This window comes from Rhizocola hellebori (assembly GCF_016862955.1).
Taxonomy (GTDB): domain Bacteria; phylum Actinomycetota; class Actinomycetes; order Mycobacteriales; family Micromonosporaceae; genus Rhizocola; species Rhizocola hellebori.
In genome coordinates this window covers 1-17,090 of sequence record NZ_BONY01000138.1, presented here as the reverse complement: position 1 = coordinate 17,090, position 17,090 = coordinate 1, and the positions used below count along the sequence as shown (strand labels likewise).

The 17,090-nt window shown below is 66.8% G+C and carries 13 protein-coding genes; 10 read left to right on the top strand and 3 right to left on the bottom strand.

Annotation, left to right across the window (positions count from 1 at the left end; translation table 11 throughout):
• Positions 1-48 precede the first annotated feature (48 nt).
• The 4 genes from Rhe02_RS47780 (at position 49) to Rhe02_RS47765 (ending at position 4,352) form a co-directional block, all read left to right on the top strand.
• On the top strand, positions 49-2,121 hold the full coding sequence (locus tag Rhe02_RS47780) for a bacteriocin-associated integral membrane family protein (RefSeq protein ID WP_203915234.1): 2,073 nt from the start codon (positions 49-51) through the stop codon (positions 2,119-2,121).
• Between the two features lie 3 nt (positions 2,122-2,124).
• Complete coding sequence (locus Rhe02_RS47775) at positions 2,125-2,796, top strand: ABC transporter ATP-binding protein (RefSeq protein WP_203915233.1); 672 nt, start codon at positions 2,125-2,127, stop codon at positions 2,794-2,796.
• 64 nt (positions 2,797-2,860) lie between these two features.
• Entirely contained in the window at positions 2,861-3,118 is a 258-nt protein-coding gene (locus Rhe02_RS47770; RefSeq protein ID WP_203915236.1) for a hypothetical protein, read from the top strand.
• A 262-nt stretch (positions 3,119-3,380) separates the two neighbouring features.
• On the top strand, positions 3,381-4,352 hold the full coding sequence (locus Rhe02_RS47765) for a helix-turn-helix transcriptional regulator (RefSeq protein ID WP_203915232.1): 972 nt from the start codon (positions 3,381-3,383) through the stop codon (positions 4,350-4,352).
• A 51-nt stretch (positions 4,353-4,403) separates the two neighbouring features.
• On the opposite strand, the gene Rhe02_RS47760 is transcribed toward Rhe02_RS47765, so the two are convergent.
• Positions 4,404-5,414 carry a hypothetical protein gene (locus Rhe02_RS47760; RefSeq protein WP_203915231.1) on the bottom strand — a complete coding sequence of 337 codons (1,011 nt, stop codon included), beginning with the start codon at positions 5,412-5,414 and terminating at the stop codon, positions 4,404-4,406.
• A 202-nt stretch (positions 5,415-5,616) separates the two neighbouring features.
• Here Rhe02_RS47760 and Rhe02_RS47755 point away from each other — a divergent pair, with 202 nt between their 5' ends.
• Both Rhe02_RS47755 and Rhe02_RS47750 read left to right on the top strand, forming a co-directional pair.
• Positions 5,617-7,131, top strand: coding sequence for a ferredoxin reductase family protein (locus tag Rhe02_RS47755; protein ID WP_203915230.1), 1,515 nt, complete (start codon positions 5,617-5,619; stop codon positions 7,129-7,131).
• A gap of 14 nt (positions 7,132-7,145) precedes the next feature.
• Entirely contained in the window at positions 7,146-7,679 is a 534-nt protein-coding gene (locus tag Rhe02_RS47750) for an FMN-binding protein (RefSeq protein WP_203915229.1), read from the top strand.
• Positions 7,680-7,702: 23 nt separating this feature from the next.
• On the opposite strand, the gene Rhe02_RS47745 is transcribed toward Rhe02_RS47750, so the two are convergent.
• Entirely contained in the window at positions 7,703-9,622 is a 1,920-nt protein-coding gene (locus tag Rhe02_RS47745) for a family 43 glycosylhydrolase (RefSeq protein WP_239124544.1), read from the bottom strand.
• 190 nt (positions 9,623-9,812) lie between these two features.
• Here Rhe02_RS47745 and Rhe02_RS47740 point away from each other — a divergent pair, with 190 nt between their 5' ends.
• Together Rhe02_RS47740 and Rhe02_RS47735 are read left to right on the top strand one after the other, a co-directional pair.
• Positions 9,813-10,460: a GNAT family N-acetyltransferase gene (locus Rhe02_RS47740; protein WP_203915228.1), complete on the top strand. Its 648-nt coding sequence runs from the start codon at positions 9,813-9,815 to the stop codon at positions 10,458-10,460.
• A 140-nt stretch (positions 10,461-10,600) separates the two neighbouring features.
• A complete protein-coding gene (locus Rhe02_RS47735; RefSeq protein ID WP_203915227.1) occupies positions 10,601-11,824 on the top strand; it encodes an MFS transporter in 1,224 nt (407 codons plus the stop codon).
• A 185-nt stretch (positions 11,825-12,009) separates the two neighbouring features.
• Here Rhe02_RS47735 and Rhe02_RS47730 read toward each other — a convergent pair whose 3' ends face one another.
• On the bottom strand, positions 12,010-13,185 hold the full coding sequence (locus Rhe02_RS47730) for a PucR family transcriptional regulator (RefSeq protein WP_239124543.1): 1,176 nt from the start codon (positions 13,183-13,185) through the stop codon (positions 12,010-12,012).
• A 94-nt stretch (positions 13,186-13,279) separates the two neighbouring features.
• Here Rhe02_RS47730 and Rhe02_RS47725 point away from each other — a divergent pair, with 94 nt between their 5' ends.
• Both Rhe02_RS47725 and Rhe02_RS47720 read left to right on the top strand, forming a co-directional pair.
• Positions 13,280-15,496, top strand: a complete 2,217-nt coding sequence (locus Rhe02_RS47725; RefSeq protein WP_203915226.1) for an aminotransferase class III-fold pyridoxal phosphate-dependent enzyme — start codon at positions 13,280-13,282, stop codon at positions 15,494-15,496.
• Between the two features lie 3 nt (positions 15,497-15,499).
• Positions 15,500-17,090, top strand: a 1,591-nt coding sequence (locus tag Rhe02_RS47720; protein WP_203915225.1) for a xylulokinase, incomplete at its 3' end; no start/stop codon positions are given.

Here is a 17,090-nt window from a genome sequence, read left to right as displayed (position 1 = left end):
CGGGCGGGCGTTGCCCGCCCGCAGGCCTTACCCAAACGGAGACGAGCCGTGATCAACAGAAGTGCGAGATTTCTGCACCTGGCGAATTGGATAGCGGCGGTGTTCCTGGCCTTCGTCCTGGTCGTGCAGTGGGACGAGGGATCTCCCTTGCCGGCCCGGGCGTCGCTGACCGTGACGGCCTGGGACGGGAGCACGGCTCTCGACGACCTTCGCATCCAGGCGGCGATCTTCGCCAAGGAACACAGGATCACCTTCGGCCAGGAGGTGGTCGATTTCGATCAGCGGCATACCATGCGCCACCTGTATCTGGTTGACGGCGACCCATCGGTGCGGGGATCGGACTGGCTTGAGGGTGGATATCGCGACTTCACCCAATCAACGACGACCCGGATCGACGACTTCGCGCAGCTGGGAAATCGGACTCCCGTCGGGCGGTACGAGGTCTTCGGAGACGCCGCCAAAGCCTTCCAGCTAAAAGACTTCTTCGCTTCACACGGCGTTTCCGCCGAGGTGGACGAGCTCAGGACGTGGCGTGGCATTCCCGCCGCGATATTTCTCGCGCTGTCCATGATGGTCTTCTTCTCGATTGCCGTGGTCGGCGCCGCCGTGATCGCGGGCACAAAGTCTTACGGCATAGCGCAGCTGCATGGGCTCTCCTATGCAAGCATGCTGCTGGCCGACCTTCGGGTGGGGGTTATCGGCTGGGCCGTCTCAGGAGCCGCGGTGGCGGCGGGCACGTCGCTGGCGCTGGCGCTCTACAACGGCCTGGCTTCGTTCGGGGCGTTTGCTCTGCAAGCTCTGCTCATCGACCTTTTGCTGACGGCAATCGCCTTCGCCGCCAACGCGCTCGTACTGCTACTGATCATGCAGGTGGGCATTCAGCCGGCGCTCAAGGGCGAGCTGCCCGGCCGGGCGGCTTCGGCCATGGCCTATGCGCTGCGATTCTCCGCCGTGATCGTCACTGTCGGCACCATGGCGACCGCGCTGGACGCCGGCATCGATGTGGCTCAACGCGAGCGTTCCTACCACACGTACGAGCGTCTGGGCGACACCTCGGCTGTCTCCCTCGGCAATGCCTACACCCTTGAAGATCAGACGCGTTTGGCCGCGTCGGTCGGTGCCTGGTTGCGCCAGCAGGACCGTGACCGCAACATAGTCCTAGCCGGCCAGGCGGTCCTGGCGAGCGCCGATCCCGTGCTGAACGGTCGCCGGGTGCTGTATGTCAACGATGCTTTCCTTCTGGATCAGCCGATTCGGCTTGCCGGCGGTGGGAACTATTCGGCGCAGGCCGCCGGGAATGGTCTGGCCGTATTGGTCCCGCCCCCGTTGTGGGATCGGGGGGAAGACATCGTGCCGGATCTCGGCTTGGACGCGGCGTTGCGCGAGGATGCCCGAGGCGTTGCTTGCATACGGCTCGAAATGGCTGGCGGGCAAGAGTTCTTCACCTACAGCGCGCCGAGCGCCGCCCAGGGGTCCGCAGGTTCGTGGGCCAGCGCGCAGGCGTACGCGCCCGATCCGGTGATCGTCGTGTTCCCGTCGGCGGAGGGCTTGCTGAGCGACGATGCCTACACGGCCTTCGCATCGGCCGCAGAGCTTCTCTTCCCATCGCCATCCGTGGTGAAGGAGGCCGTTGCCGGTGACGAGCAGCTGCAGAGGTATGTGCGGGCCGTCGTGCCGGTCTCCGAACAGGTGGCCATCGAAACACAGACCCTGGTGCGTGAGTTCAGGCTTGCCTTGCTCACCGCAGGGCTCGGCTTGCTGGTCCTCGCCATCACCGGCATCGGCGTGGTCTTGATCTATGCCAGGCGAAATTCACAATTGATCTTTGTACGTCACGTGAGCGGGTGGCGTTTCGCCGCGGCGCACCGCAGTCTCCTTGCCGTCGAGGCCGCCGTGCTCGCCGTCCTGATCGGACTGGTGCCCTATCAGGTGTGGTCGCAGAACCAGGAACTTGAAATCTATAGGCAGACAGGTACTCCCTTGCCGATCGATCCCGTCTCGATGACAGCCGGCCAATGGGCGACGATCGCCATAGCGGCGCTGGTGACGGCCGGCGGTGTCCTGGCGGTGCTGGCACGCACCCACCGCCGTGTTGTCCACCTTGGAGCGAGTGAGGCATAACAGATGATGGCGACGAAAGCAGAGACCGCGATGCTGGAAACCCGTTCCCTGAGGATGGCCTACGGGCGGCGCGTTTTATGGACGGGTCTTGATATGTCCGTGAAGTCCGGCCGGATGGTCGCCCTGACCGGCCCTAGCGGCTCGGGCAAGTCCACTCTGCTCGGCTGCCTGGGGCTGCTGGAACGGCCCACGGCCGGTGAGATTCTTCTCGACGGCCGCGAGCTGTCGGGGCTGAGTGCCACCGGGGCCAGGCGCTTGCGGCGAGACTCGCTGGGCTATCTCTTCCAGAACTACGCCCTGGTGGAAAACGCGACCATTGCGCAGAACCTCAATGTGGCGCTGAAGGCACGTGGCCGCCGCGGCGCGCAGGGGCAGCAGGCAATGGAGGAGGCGCTGGAAAAGGTAGGGCTCGCCGGTCGGCAACGCGAACAGGTCAGCCGCCTGTCCGGCGGAGAGCAACAGCGGGTAGCTGTGGCCCGGCTACTGGTGAAGCAGCCCAGACTCGTCCTGGCCGACGAGCCGACGGGCGCCCTGGACCGTTTCAACGCCGAATTGGTGGCCGGCCTGCTGCGCGCCATGGCCGACGACGGAGCGTGCGTAGTCATGGCCACCCATAACGATTCGGTGCGTGACCAGTGCGACGAGACCGTCCCCGTTGACGCCTATACCGGATGATTGCAGGTCGATGCGCGCCTAACCGTCTCTGCCGAAGGCACGCCGAGCCGCCGGCTGGTGGGTGATGGTCGCCGCTTACCTGCGCATTGCGCCATTGGTGTCGACCGCCATCGACCCGCTGGCGCTGCGAGAGCTGATCTACGGGAATGTCGTGCCCGCCGATCGGGTAGAGCACGTACGCATCAGGGCGGATCCGCACGGTACCGACATTTTCGCCTTCATCGATACCCGCGACCCGAAAGAGGCCGCAGACATCCTCCACCGCCTGATCACCAAGACGATCGCCAGCAGCCCGCAGCTGCGCATGTGGCGCATCGTCTGATCGTGCGTGCAGTTTGTATGACCTAGCGTGTACCCGCCGCAGACATCCTTGATCCCGACAGCAACATTCGACCCGCCCCTCGTGTTGCGCATCCGTGGTGGACCGGTATTTCATTGAACACGCGCGATGCTGTCGACCTTGACGCAGTCGAGATAGGAGCGAGTGTGGGATTCCTCCGTGACCGTCACCGACAGCGCCGCCTTCACGTTTCGTCCAACGAAGCCACCGCACAGTGAAGGTCGCCGATTTCCCAGGAGGAGCGATGCTGGACGCGATTGGACTTTCCGCACAGCACGAGGCCGTATACCGAGCTATGTTGCAGCGACCTTGTCTCAATGTGGCTGGAATAGCCGAACACCTGGGCATCACGGAGCATGAGGTGCGCGCGGCCTTGGATGTGCTTGCGGATCTCGCGTTGATCCGGATGGATCCCACCGGTGCCCTGACCCGGGTGGTGCGGCCCCAGGCAGGGCTGACCGCGCTGCTGACCAAAGTCGAGGCGGAAGCCGCGGTGCGGCGGCGGCAGATCGAGGCGACCCGCTCCGCCATCGCCTCGATCGTTGCGGCCCATGGTGACCAGGACCCCATCATCGAGGGCCGTCGGCTCGCCGGGCTCGAAACGGTACGCGACCGTCTGACCGAACTCGCCTATTCGGCAAACACGGAATGCCTTTCCTTCACCACCGGCGGCGGGCAGAGCCCGGACACCATCGAGGCGGAGGGGCACCTCAACGAGGTCGCGCTGAAACGCGGCGTGCAAATCCGCAACGTCTATCAGGACAGCTTCCGCAACGATCCCGCCACCGTCGCCCATGCCCGCCGGATGGCACGGCTAGGCGGCCGGTCGCGGACCACCCCGACCGTCCCGATGCGCATGGTCATTGTCGATCGTGAAGTCGCGCTCATCCCGATCGACCCGGCCGACACTCGGCTGGGTGCCCTGGAAGTGCAAAGCGCTGGGGTTCTCGCCGGTCTCGTTGCGCTCTTTGAGCAGGTGTGGAACATCGGCACGGCGTTCGGCGACCAGATGCCCGTCGACGAGCACGGTCTCACCCCGCAGGAGCGCGAGCTGCTTCAGCTGCTCGCGGCCGGCCACACCGACGAATCCGCGGCCCGCAAGCTCGCGATGTCGGTGCGCAGCGTCCAGCGCATGATGACCAGCCTCACCGAGCGGCTCGGCGCTGCCAGCCGCTTTCAGGCCGGTGTCAACGCGAACCGGTGTGGTTGGGTCTGACGATATCCAAGGCTCCGTCCACTTAGGACGAGCAGAGGCGACCCAAGGCGTTTAGTGCCGGGCTCCGGCCTGCTCGGGCGCATCGACGGAGCGGACCCGCCTGGCAATCCACAGCCCGACGGCGAACAGCGTGGCAAGCACGAACACCCCGGCGTATTCCGCTGCGGGCACCCTGGGCAGGACGGCAAGCTTGCCCGGCCCGAGCAGCGCCACGACTACGGCAAGCGAGCCCGCATAGGCGCCGGCGATGGCCCATTTGACGCCGCGCGACAAACCCAGGCCGTGCATCTGGGTGACGATGAAGATGGTGGCGAACCCCCAGCCGAACTGGAACCACAGCTGCTTGGGGCTGTTGAGGGCCACGATCGTGCCGTGGAACAGGACCATCACCTCCAGGGTGACTGTCCACCAGCGATTGGTGTGCGCGCGGGTGAGGAACAGGCTGCCCTGCACCAGGATCAGGAACATGTAGAGGAAGCCGACCAGGTGACCGGTGGTGGTCTCCATCGGGTGGTACCAGAAGGTGTACACGGCCGCCCACGCGAAGTAATAGCCGTGGTACTTGCGGGCCCACGCACGCACGCCACCGCCGCCCGGTGTGGAGACCACCTTGCCGAAGAACAGGCCGCGCCGGTCGTTTTCCATGAGCAGCACCCACACCAGCAGGATGATCACGGAGAACTGTGACGACCAGATCGACACATCCTGGGCCAGGGCGTCGTACCACAGCTGAGTTTGAAGGAAATGCAGGAGCACAAAGCCGGCGTTGAACGCCAGCGCCCAGGCATTGACCTTGTGCAGGTTCGCCGAATATTTCCCCACCCGATGCTGCCCATACCAGATCAGTGCCCAGAAACCGATCTGGTGCAGCGCATACAGCGTCCACGCCCCGACCATGATGGCGGTGCTTCGCTGCGGCCGCTGCCACACATACCAGGACGGACCCGCATCGGGCAACAGGCCGGGCCGGGTGAGCCAGCCGTCGCTGAGGGCGATCACCGCGGTCATCAGCACGCCTATCCCGATCGCAGCGAGTAGCGCCCCGCCGGCCCGAATCCGCATCCACCCTCCCCAGGGAGCTGCTTTGGTTCCCAAAGCGAAACGCCGTTTCCGAACATACCCGCGGGCGAGCATTTTGGACAAGGCTTGACTGAGCGCCCAGTCAGCATCGACCGAACACATTGGGTGAGGAGCCGGACCGTGTCCGTAGCAATGCGCTCATCTCCTTGTGCCCGAAGGCTGAATGCTGATAGCAAGTACTGCAATGAGGCGAGACGAACGGGAGCGGGCAGCTGAGGCGCGTTGGCTCGACAGCCTCCGCAACGGATACACCGATGTCCATCCGATAGTCAGCGCCCGCCGTTCCTTTGACGCGCAATGGGCCGACGGGGGCTGGGCGCACGACCCGCACCCGGAGATGTTGCCGCCAGCGCCTCTCCCGGGCTCGCCGCCGCTGGACTCGACCGCCGCGGCCGGGCGCACCTTCTTCGCGATCCTGTTCTGGTTCGCCCTGGCGACCAGCCTCGAGCTGTGGTGGCTGAACTCCCCCGCGGAATCGATCACCGATCTGTCCGGGATCTTCCTGGCCATCGGCCGGATCACCGGCATGGTCGGCGGTTTCGTGCTGCTGTTTCAGGTACTGCTGATGAGCCGGGTGGGTTGGCTGGAGCGCTGGATCGGCGCGCACGATCTGCTCATCTGGCATCGCGAGCTCGGCGGCTACCTGCTCATCGCGATCCTGGCCCACGTGGTGGCCACCATTGCCGGCTACGCGTCCGGGTCCGAGGTGTCGTTTCTGCGTGAGACCTGGTCGATGGTCTCGTCGGACTTCGACATGATCACCGCGACCCTCGCCACCGCCCTGCTCGTCGCGGTGGCAGTCATGTCGATCCGCGGCCTGCGCCGGCTGATGTCGTACGAGAAGTGGTACTACCTGCACCTGACCAGCTACCTGGTGGTGGTTGGCGGCTACGCCCATCAATTCTCGGCGGGCCAGGAGCTGATGAACCCCGGCTTCGGCCGCGTCTACTGGAACGGCCTGTACGTCTTCGTGCTGGCCTGCCTGGCCTGGGGCCGGGTATTCGGGCCGATCGTGCTCAACGTACGGCACCGGCTCAAAGTCGTGGACGTGGTGCAAGAAGCGCCGGGCATGATCTCCATATACATCGGCGGCAGCGGGCTCGGCGGGATGAGGGCACGGGCCGGGCAATATTTCCGCTGGCGCTTCTTCATGAAGGGCTGCTGGTGGCAGGCCCACCCGTTCTCGCTTTCGGCCGCGCCGAACAACGAATGGCTGCGGTTGACGGTCAAGGTGGTCGGCGACCATACCCGCGACCTTCAGCGGCTGCGCCCCGGCGTGCGGGTCTTCGCCGAAGGCCCTTCGGGCGTCTTCACCGCCGACCGCAGTGTCAAACGGCGGGCGCTGCTCATCGCGGGCGGCAGCGGCATCGCCCCGATTCGGGCGCTGCTTGAGGATCTGCCCTCCGGCACCATCATGATCTATCGCGCGGGCAGCGAGCGGGAGGTCCTCTTCCGCGAGGAGCTGGACTGGATAGCCCAGGAACGGCGGGCTTACATCTGGTACGTGCTGGGCAGCCGCGACGATCCCGGGCCGCGATACCTGTTCACCCCCAACGGAATGCGCGACCTCGTGCCCGACCTGACCCGCCGGGACGTGTTCCTGTGCGGGCCGCGTGGCCTGGTGGACGCATCGAAGACCATCCTGAAGAAGCTCCGTGTTCCCAAGCGCCAGATCCATCTCGATCCGTTCGAGTTCTGAAACCGGAGGTCGCCATGCGCCGTGCCATTCTCGCCGTTCTGGGAACGGCGCTGGGCACCACGCTCATGATCGGTGCCAAGCTCGGCACGCGGCCGGTCGGCATCTCCGAACAGCAGGATCCGCCAGCCGGCCTGGAAAGCGCCGCTCCGGGCGAGCAGGCTGCGGCCAGCCCCGGCCCGGCTGGCACCTCGGCACCAGGTCAGCCCTCGGCGCCGGCGGCCCCGGCCGGTGCGCCCACGACGAAACCTGCGCCGCCGCCCACCAGTCCGGGCCTGAAGAACGGCACCTTTGCCGGCACCGCGGTGACCCAGCGGTACGGGACGATCAAAGTCACGATCGTGGTTGGCGGCGGGAAAATTACGGATGTGACGGCGACCTATCCGACCGGCGGGGAGACGGGCCGCATCAACGCCAGGGCCATTCCGAAGCTGCGCCAAGAGGTGCTGACCGCGCAGAGCGCGAGTGTCGCCACCGTCTCCGGGGCCACCTACACCAGCAACGCCTACAAGCAATCGCTGCAGGCGGCGATCGCCGCGGGCCGGGCATAGGCGCCGGCCCGCGGCGACGCTTCCTAAGCGAAGGCGCGCAGTTCGTAGATTCGGGTGGCCCCACCGGAGCTTTGGGTGGGAACGCTGACATTGAGCTGGATGTAGCGGCCGCTGACCGCGCTGACCGCGTGGGTGGTGTTCGCCGCGGTGTTGTTGCTGACCGCGACCGCCTGTGTCCAGGTGATGCCGTCGTTCGACACGGTGATGGTGTAGGCCTTCGTGTTCAGCGATGCCGCTTCCCCGCCCGCCTGGGCGTGGGCCACCTCGAAACGGCCGATGGCCTGAACCGATCCCAGGTCGACCCGAAGCCAGGCGCCCGTGGCCGCCGAGCAGAACTTGTCGGAGTTACCGCCGCTGACGCTGCCGTTGACCGCCTTGTCCGGGCCTTCGGAGGCAACGCATGATGTGGTACCGGTGGCCGGCCGTCCTAAAGCGAGGTTGACCCCAGGTCCGGTGGCTGGTCCGATTGCCGTGTTGTCGAAGGAAGCGGCGGCATTGAACACCCGCACGCCGTGCGCCCCGCGCGGGTAAGTGGCGTCGGTGACGCTAATTTTCGGGTTGACCAGGTCGTCGACATAGACCTTGAGCGACGCGCCGATGGCGGTCACCCGCAAGCGATAGGAGGTGCCGACAGTCACGGTCATCGCCGTTGCCTGAAGCTGTGTCCACGAGTTGCCGGCCCGGCCGAGGACGACCCGTCCGGCCGGGCTGATTCCCGCGTAGTACCCGTTGTAGCTGTCGGCTCCGGTGGCCGGTGAGGTCACCCGGAAGACAAGGCCCGCATCGCCGCCACCCGACGTGACCGTCACCTCCGCGTCATAGGTGAAGTCCCCGAAACTGGTGTCCTGCACGGCTTTCCCGCCAAGCGAGCTTCCCGCCTGATACTTGCCGCCGGTGACCGACCAGGATCCGCCATAGGTCTTCCAGCCCAGCGCGTTCGCGTCGGCGAAGTTGTCTTTGACCCGCATGGCGACCCGGGCTATGGTGCCGTCGGCGTTGAAGTACATGCGGTCGTAGGCCAGCTGGCGGTGATTGCCGTCGGTCTCGCTCAACGGCCGCCGATGATAGACGATGTACCAGATATCGGTGCCGGGCACATTCACCACCGAGTTGTGCCCCGATCCCTTCGCCACGGCCGAGTCCTGCGCGAGCACCTTGTCCAATTTGGTGAATGGACCGGTGGGCGAGGCGGCCATGGCATAGGAGACCGAGTAGTCCGGCCCGGTCCACGCGCCTTCCGACCACATCAGGTAATACTTCCCGTTGCGCTTGAACATCTGTGCGCCCTCGACGTAACCCGACGGCGTGATCTCCTTGTAGGTGCTGCCATCGCTGAAGGCGCCGAGGCTGATCATGTCGGGGTTCAGCTTGACCACGTTGGCGTGACCCCAGCCGCCGTAGTACATATAGGCCTGGCCGTCATCGTCAATGAAAACATCCTGATCGATGGGCTGGGCTCCATTGTGGAACTGGCCGATCAGAGGGCGGCCAAGCGCGTCGGAATACGGCCCCTGCGGCTGATCCGCCACCGCCACGCCGATGCCGCCGGTGCTGGTGTTGTTCTGGATGTCGTTGGCGGCGAAGTAGAGATAGTACTTCCCGTTCCGCTGTACGGGCGCCGGCGCCCACATGGCGTAGGAGGCCCACGAAACCCTTGCGGTGGTGAGGATGTTGCTGTGCTTGGTCCAGGTGATCAGATCTGGCGAGGAGAAGGCGTCCAAATAGGTCTGCTGGGCGTAAGCCTTCGAGGTGGTCGGATAGATCCAGTAGGTGTTGTTGTAGACGGCGATGTCGGGGTCGGCGTACCAGCCGTCGGCGATCGGGTTGCCGGCTTCGGCCGTGGTGTAGTCGGGCACGGCGGCTTGGCTGGACGCGGGCACCATCAGCGTTGCGAGAAGGACTGTGGCAGCGATCGCGGCGATCCGGTTCAGGGGGACGGTCATCGTCACTCCGATGTCGGGTGCTCGCCAGAAGATCGCCGCATCCGTAGCGAGCAGAACTCAATCAAACATATTCCACAAAGCATGAACACGATGGCACATCACCGTCAAGACATCTACCAAGTTCACTTCAATGCCAGGCGACGCTGGAAAATCGGATGCGGCGGCCGAACGGGCTGGCTAGCGTCCGGGCGTGGCCCACACCTATCCCCCGCTGAACGTCGAGGTCCGCACGCCGCGCCTGACGCTGACCGGTGCCTCCGACGAGCTGCTGGAACGTCTCGTGCCGCTGGTGCGGGCCGGGGTCGCCGACGCCGAGCCGTGGCCGTTCGACGACCCGATCTCGTTCTACGCCGACAGCCCCGAACGCGAATGGCAATGGCTGCGCGGCATCTGGGCCGGCCGCTCCCGGATGAGCCCCGATTCGTGGCGGCTCTACTTCGCCGTGCTCGTCGACGGCAAGCCGGTCGGCATGCAGGACCTCATCGGCAAGAACTTCGCGCGGTTCGGCACGGTGTCCAGCTTCTCGTGGCTGGCCCCCGGGAACCGTGGAAAGGGGCTGGGCAAGGAAATGCGGGCGGCCATCCTGCAGCTGGCCTTCGCCGGGTTGGGCGCACGCGAAGCCGGCAGCGACGCCTTCGTCGACAACGAGGCGTCCAATCACATTTCCCGGGGCCTGGGCTACCAGCCCAACGGCACGGACTGGGACACCCGCCGCGGCGAGCCCGCGCAGATCCAGCAGTGGCGGCTCACCCGCGAAGCGTGGGAACGGGCCCGCCGCGACGACATCGAACTGACCGGCGTCAAAGAGTGCCTGCCCGTGCTGGGCATCGACATTTAGCACGTGATGCTAGTTTCGGCGCCGATTCCCGGTGGCGGCGAGACAATGACTTATCACGGTTCCTCGCATCATGATGGCCCCGCGACGGCGCGGCCTTCGCTTGGCATCTACCGGCGAGCTCAGGTGAGTGAGGGATCGAGATGGCCCCGACAGCCGTCGCAGACAGTCTGGCGCCGGTAAGGCGCAGCCGCTGGCTCGTGCTGGCGGCGTTCGGCCTGTTGGTCGCCTGCAGCCAGATCCTGTGGCTGACGTTCGCCCCGATCACGGCGCAGGCCCATGAGGCGCTCGGGGTTTCCGAGGCCGCCATCGGCGATCTCGCCGTCATCAATCCGCTGCTGTTCGTGCTGCTGGCCATCCCGGCGGGCCGCTGGATGGACCGTCGCTACGGTGCCGCGCTCGCGGCCGGCGCGATCCTGACCGCGGCCGGGGCGTGCCTGCGCATGGTTGACCCTTCGTCGTACCAATGGATGCTGATCGGACAGGTCGTCCTCTCCGCGGGACAGCCGCTCGTGCTCAACGCCAGCACCAAGGTCGCCGCCCGCTACTTCCCGCCCGGACAGCGCACCGCGGCCATCTCCGTGGCCAGCGCGGCACAGTTCGTCGGCATCCTCATCGCCGCCATGACCGGCGAGCCGCTGCTGAGCGCCGGCGGCCTGAAGCTGGTGCTGGGCATCCACGCCGCGGTCGCGGTGTTCGCCGCGCTGATGGTGCTGATCAGCCTGCGAGCGCGACCGGCGTTCGCCTCCGAGGCGACCGCAACGTCGCTGAAATGGCTGCGCAATAACCCGCTCATGTGGCGTCTGGCCGGTCTGCTTTTCATCGGGGTAGGTGTGTTCAACGCGCTGGCCACCTGGCTGGACACCATCCTCACCGCGATCGGCCAGCCGGGCGTGGCGGGCACGCTCATCGCCGTGGCGACACTGGCCGGCATCGCCGGTGCCGCGGTGCTGCCCGGGGTGGCCGCCAAGCGCAACCGCCGCCGCACCATGCTCATCGCCACCACCGCCGTCACCGTGCTCACCTTCAGCTCGATCGCGCTGGTGAACAACGTGTGGTTCACCGGGTTCGCCTTGGCTGTGGAGGGTTTCTTCCTTCTCGCCGGGCTGCCCATCGCCCTGGACTGGTCCGAATTGGACGCCGGGCCGACCCGGGCGGCCACCACGGCCGGCTTCCTGATGCTCGCCGGCAACCTGGGCGGAGTGGTGCTGGTGCTGGTGGTGCAGGTGCTGATCGGCCAGCCGTATCTGGCCCTGGCCGCCATGGCCGCCATCGCGGTGCCCGGCATCTTCCTCGCCGCCCGCCTACCCGGCCGAGTCCCCTCCCCCAACCAGCTCGCCCCGCTCCAGGAAGCGACCGCACAGTAGCCCGCGCCAAGCCTAGCCCCGCACCAATGGAAGGGCCTGGCAGGAGTGTGTGCGCACGGTACTTTGCGTCTGGCGCGATTTTCGGAGATTGCCGCCAGCCAGCGATCGCCGATTCCAGACCGCACCTACCGAAGCCGGCCGCGGTCAGCGCGATCGGCCGCGTAGACGCCGAGGGTGAAAGTGGGTTACGGAGCGGGTTGGCGGAAGGCTAGGACCAGTTGGAGTTCGAAGCGGGCGGTGGGGTCGTCGAGGTCGTCGCCGAGTAGTTCGCGTAGGCGGTTGAGGCGGTAGCTAACGGTCTGCGGGTGGACGAACAGCTCCGCCGACACCGCTGTGCGCGAACCCCAATGGCGCAGCCAGCTTTGCAGCGTCACCAGCAGGCCGTCGCGCCGCGAGGGCGACAGGTGCGTCAGCGGGGCAAGGCGGCGGGCGGAAAGCACCGCGAGCGCGCCGGGCTCGCCGCGTACAGCGAGGGTGCTCAGATGATCGTCGGTGAAGACCGGGCCGGGATCGGGCCCGATCAGCTCAGCGGTCAGCTCGGCCAGCCGCACCGCTTCGGGGACCTGGGCCCAGCCGAGCATCGGGCCGACCACCGCGCCGCGCCCGCGCAGGGCTTCGGCCAGCTGCGCCCGGGTGGCGCGGGGGCCTTCCCGCAGCAACAGCACCGCGTCGCGGCCGCGCTCGGCGACCACGCCCTCGGCGCCGTACCGGAAGCGGGCATCGCGCGCCTGGTCCGGCGGCAGGACCACGGGCACCACGGCGTCGAGCGTGTGCCAGCCGATCCCGGCCGCCGCCGCGGCCGCCACGCTGACCGGGGCGCTACCGCGCAGCAGCAGCTCGGCCAGGCGCTGGCGGCGCCGGTCACCTTCGCCGGCCTGCTCGCGCAGCTGCAGGGTGAACCCATCCGTGCTGGCCGCCGCCAGCTCGTCGACGTAGGCGCTGGTGGCGTCGGACAGGTCGATGAGCACCTCGGTGTCGACCCGGCCGACCTCGGCCAGCGATTCTGACGCCACCCGGAACATCAGCCGCGACGCGGTTCTGAACGCGGCCAGCAGCGCCTCGGGCCCGCGATCCTCGCGCGCTTCGGCGGCCCCGAGGGCGACGAACACGTCGCGTACCGGCGGCGGCAGCGCGGGCTCGTCGGTGCCGATGAGGTCGAGGAAACGCTCGAAGGCCACCTGGACGGCTGTACGCAGGTCGCGCTGGACCTTCGAGTCGGCGATGGCGGCGAAGGCAGGGGTGGCCTCGGTCACCGCGTCGGCGACGGCCTGCACCGTGGCGTGAAGGTGTGGCCGCATGGCCGCGGCGATCTCCACGGGCAGGTGCTGCCACGGGGTGGGGGAAACCGGAGTCGCGCTCACGGGCGCAATTTTGGCACGCGGTGCTAAACGACGTGGCCTTTCCCGCTGTTTCGGGGATGGTGATCTGTCACCTGGGCCGAGAGAGGATGGCTGAGTGCGGTATTTCTCCTCCCGCCAGCACGTCGTTGACATGTGCAAGACGATGCTGGAACGCGGCTACCTGAAGGCCACCGAAGGCAACATCTCGGTTCGTATCCCCGGCCACCGGCTCTACGCGGTGACGCCGAGCAACTACGACTACAACCGGATGCGGGTGCAGGACATCTGCATCGTCGACTTCGACGGCAAGCATGTGCCGGACGACCCGGGCGCCCTCGGTCTGGTGCCGTCGATCGAGTGCGGGATGCACGCCAACATCTACCGGGAGCGTCCCGACGTCAACGCCATCGTGCACACCCACCAGCCTTACGCTTCCGCGCTGGCTTTTCTGCGCAAGCCGATCCCGGCGCTCACCGACGAGCAGGTGCGTTTCCTCGGCCGCCAGGTCGCGATCATCGACTATGCGCCGTCGGGCACCGGATTCCTGGCCAAGAACGTGCAGAAGAAGGTCACCAGCGGCGACAACGCGTTCATCATCGCCAATCACGGCATAGTCGCGCTGGGCACCGACCCGGACCGGGCCGTGTTCAACATGGCGTTGCTGGAGAAGGTTTCCCTGGCCTACCTGCTGGCGCTGACCACCGAGGCCGGCAAGGTTTACACGATCCCGACCGCGATCCGCGAGGTCGCCTTCAGCAAGCTGCGCAAGGACGAAAAGCGGATCGCGGCGCAGATCACCGAGGCGGTCGAGCCGGTAAGGGTGCCCGAAGCCGAGGCGCTGCCCAGCGCCGACGCGGTGGCGGCGGCCCAGCCGAAGACCCCTGAGCACGGGTATGCGATCAGCGAGTATCTGGACGTCGACGACACCATGCGGCGGCTCAAGGCGCTGGTGGCCCAGCCGGTACGCGGCCTGCGCCACGACGCGATGCTCGACGTGCTGGCTTACTTCGACACCAAATGCCAGGCGAGCAAGGAGATCACCGACCGGGCGAAGATGCGTATTCCCGGTGGGGTGCAACACAATCTGGCGTTCAACTATCCGTTCCCGCTCGCGATCGACAAGGCGGAGGGGGCTTACCTGACCGACCGCGACGGCAACACCTACATCGATTTCCTGCAGGCGGGCGGCCCGACGATCCTGGGCAGCAACTACGGCCCGGTCAACGAGCAGGTCGCGGAGGTGATCCGGGAGTCCGGCCCGGTGACAGGGCTGTTCCACGAGTACGAGCTGAAGCTGGCCGAGATCATCAACCGGCACATGCCGCACATCGAGATGTACCGTTCGCTCGGCTCGGGCACGGAAGCCGTTATGGCCGCGGTGCGGGGCGCGCGTGCGTACACAGGAAAGAAAATGGTGATCAAGGTCGGCGGCGCCTATCACGGGTGGTCCGACACGATGGTCTATGGGCTGCGGGTGCCGGGCACCTTCCGGATGAACGCCAAGGGAATCCCTTTCGGGGCAACGTTTAGCACCCGCGAGTCGTTCCCGCACGCCCTCGGCCAGCTCAAGCGCAAGCTCATCGAGAACCGTCTCCGCGGCGGCACCGCGGCGGTCATCGTCGAGCCGCTCGGCCCGGAGTCGGGCACCCGCCCGGTGCCCAAGGATTTCAACGCTCAGGTTCGCCGGCTGTGCGACCAGTTCGGCGCACTGCTGATCTTCGATGAGGTGGTCACCGGGTTCCGGGTCGGCATGGGCGGCGCGGCGGGCTACTTCGGGGTCACCCCCGACCTGACCGTCTTCGGCAAGGCGGTCTCCGGCGGCTACCCGATGGCCGGTGGGGTCGGCGGGCGCGCGGAGGTCATGGCGTGCTTCGGTTCCGGCCTGGACGGCAAGAGCGGCGCGCACATCCAGGTCGGCGGAACGCTGTCGGCCAACCCGCTGTCGTGCGCGGCCGGATACTTCGCCATCGAGGAGATGGCCCGCACCAACGCGCCGGTGATCGCGGGCGCGGCCGGCGACCGGCTCACCCGCGGCCTGCAGCGCCTCATCGACAAGTACGGCCTGCCCTATGTCGCCTACAACCAGGGTTCCATCGTCCACCTGGAGTGCAGCGGTGTGATGCTGATGGACATGCGCAACCCGCTTAAGCTGCTCAAGGAGAACAAGACACGCAAGCGGCTGATGGAGCAGATGGGCGCGGCCTACACCGCACACGGCATCATCACCCTGGCCGGTTCGCGGATGTACACCTCGATGGCCGATACCGATGATGTGATCGACCAGGCGCTGGCCCGGTTTGACCAGGTGTTCGCGCAGGTCGAAGGAGTTTGATCGATGCATGCCGTTGCCGAGCAGGTGCTGGCGATCGACCTCGGCACCTCGGGGATGAAGGCTGCGCTGGTCGCTGCCGACGGCACCATCACCGGCTGGGCGCAGCGGCCGGTGCCGCTGAAGGTGCTGCCCGGCGGCGGCGCGGAGCAGGACCCGGTCGCCTGGTGGGAAGCGCTGCGCGAGGTGGTGGCCGACCTCGGCCGCGCCCACCCGGAGCACCTGCGCGCGGTCACCACGGTGTGCTCGTCCACCCAGGGCGAGGGCACCATCGCCGTCGACAAGGCCGGAAACCCGCTGACCCAATGCATCAGCTGGCTCGACATGCGCGGGGCGGCCAACCTGCGCCGCCAGTTCGCCGGATTCCCTTCCATCGATGGCATCTCGTTGCGCCGCATCGTGCGCTGGCTGCGCCTGACCGGCGGCATGCCGTCGGCCACCGGCAAGGACCCCGCCGCCCACATGCTGCTGGTGCGCGACGAGATGCCCGCCGTTTACGAACAGACGGCCTCGTTCCTCAACGTCCTTGACTGGATCAACCTCAAGCTGACCGGCCGCACGGTCGCGACCGTCGACTCGATCCTCACCTCGTGGGTCACCGACAACCGCAAACCGTCAAGGATCCGCTACTCCAAGGCCCTGGTCGCCGACTGCGGAATCGATCCCGGCAAGCTGCCGCCGATCGTCGCCTGCACCGACATCATCGGCACCCTGTCCCCTGACGCCGCCGCCCATTTGGGCCTGCCGCAAACGGTTCAGGTGGTGGCCGGGGCGATCGACAACACCGCCGCGGCCGTGGGCGCAGGCACCACCGCAGACAATCAACCCCATCTTTATCTGGGTACCTCTTCGTGGATCGCCGCACACGTCAAACGCAAGAAAACCGATGCGCGCGCACAGATCGCCTCCGTGCCGTGCGCGATTCCCGATCGCTATCTGATGACCGCGCTGCAGGCCACGGCCGGAGCCAACCTGACCTGGCTGCGGGAAAAAGTCGTCGAATACGACGACCCGCTCATCGGCGCCGGGCACCTGCCCCGCGACGAGGGCACCATCTATGACGCGTTCGACGCCATCATCCCGACGGTGCCCGCGGGTGCCAACGGAGTGCTTTACACCCCATGGCTTTACGGCGAACGCGCACCCGTCGACGAGCTGAGCCTGCGGGCCGGGTTCTTCAACATCTCCTTGGACACCACCCGATCCGACCTGCTGCGGGCAGTCTTCGAGGGGGTGGCGCTGAACACCCGCTGGCTGGCCAAGTCGGTCGACCGATTCCTCGGCTCACCCGTCACCTCGATGGTCATCACCGGCGGCGGCGCGCAGTCGAACTCGTGGTGCCAGATTTTCGCCGATGTGCTCGGGGTGCAGATCCGCCGCGACGCGCAGCCGGTGGCCGTCAACGCCCGCGGCGCGGGCTGGATCGGCGCGGTCGGCGCCGGGCTGGTCACCTTCGCCGAGATCCCGGCCCTGATGCGCCAGGACCACGTCTTCGAGCCGTCGTCGGCCAACCGGGCCACCTATGACGAGGTCTTCGACGTCTACAAGGATCTGCACAAGAGCCTGAGCCCCATCTACAAACGCCTCAATTCTGGCG

Excerpts from the sequence above, each read along its gene's own strand:
- Rhe02_RS47775 (WP_203915233.1), top strand. The coding sequence starts at position 2,125 with ATGATGGCGACGAAAGCAGAGACCGCGATGCTGGAAACCCGTTCCCTG.
- Rhe02_RS47760 (WP_203915231.1), bottom strand. The coding sequence starts at position 5,414 with ATGCGGATTCGGGCCGGCGGGGCGCTACTCGCTGCGATCGGGATAGGC.
- Rhe02_RS47750 (WP_203915229.1), top strand. The coding sequence starts at position 7,146 with ATGCGCCGTGCCATTCTCGCCGTTCTGGGAACGGCGCTGGGCACCACG.
- Rhe02_RS47735 (WP_203915227.1), top strand. The coding sequence starts at position 10,601 with ATGGCCCCGACAGCCGTCGCAGACAGTCTGGCGCCGGTAAGGCGCAGC.
- Rhe02_RS47770 (WP_203915236.1), top strand. The coding sequence starts at position 2,861 with ATGGTCGCCGCTTACCTGCGCATTGCGCCATTGGTGTCGACCGCCATC.
- Rhe02_RS47755 (WP_203915230.1), top strand. The coding sequence starts at position 5,617 with ATGAGGCGAGACGAACGGGAGCGGGCAGCTGAGGCGCGTTGGCTCGAC.
- Rhe02_RS47745 (WP_239124544.1), bottom strand. The coding sequence starts at position 9,622 with ATGACCGTCCCCCTGAACCGGATCGCCGCGATCGCTGCCACAGTCCTT.
- Rhe02_RS47765 (WP_203915232.1), top strand. The coding sequence starts at position 3,381 with ATGCTGGACGCGATTGGACTTTCCGCACAGCACGAGGCCGTATACCGA.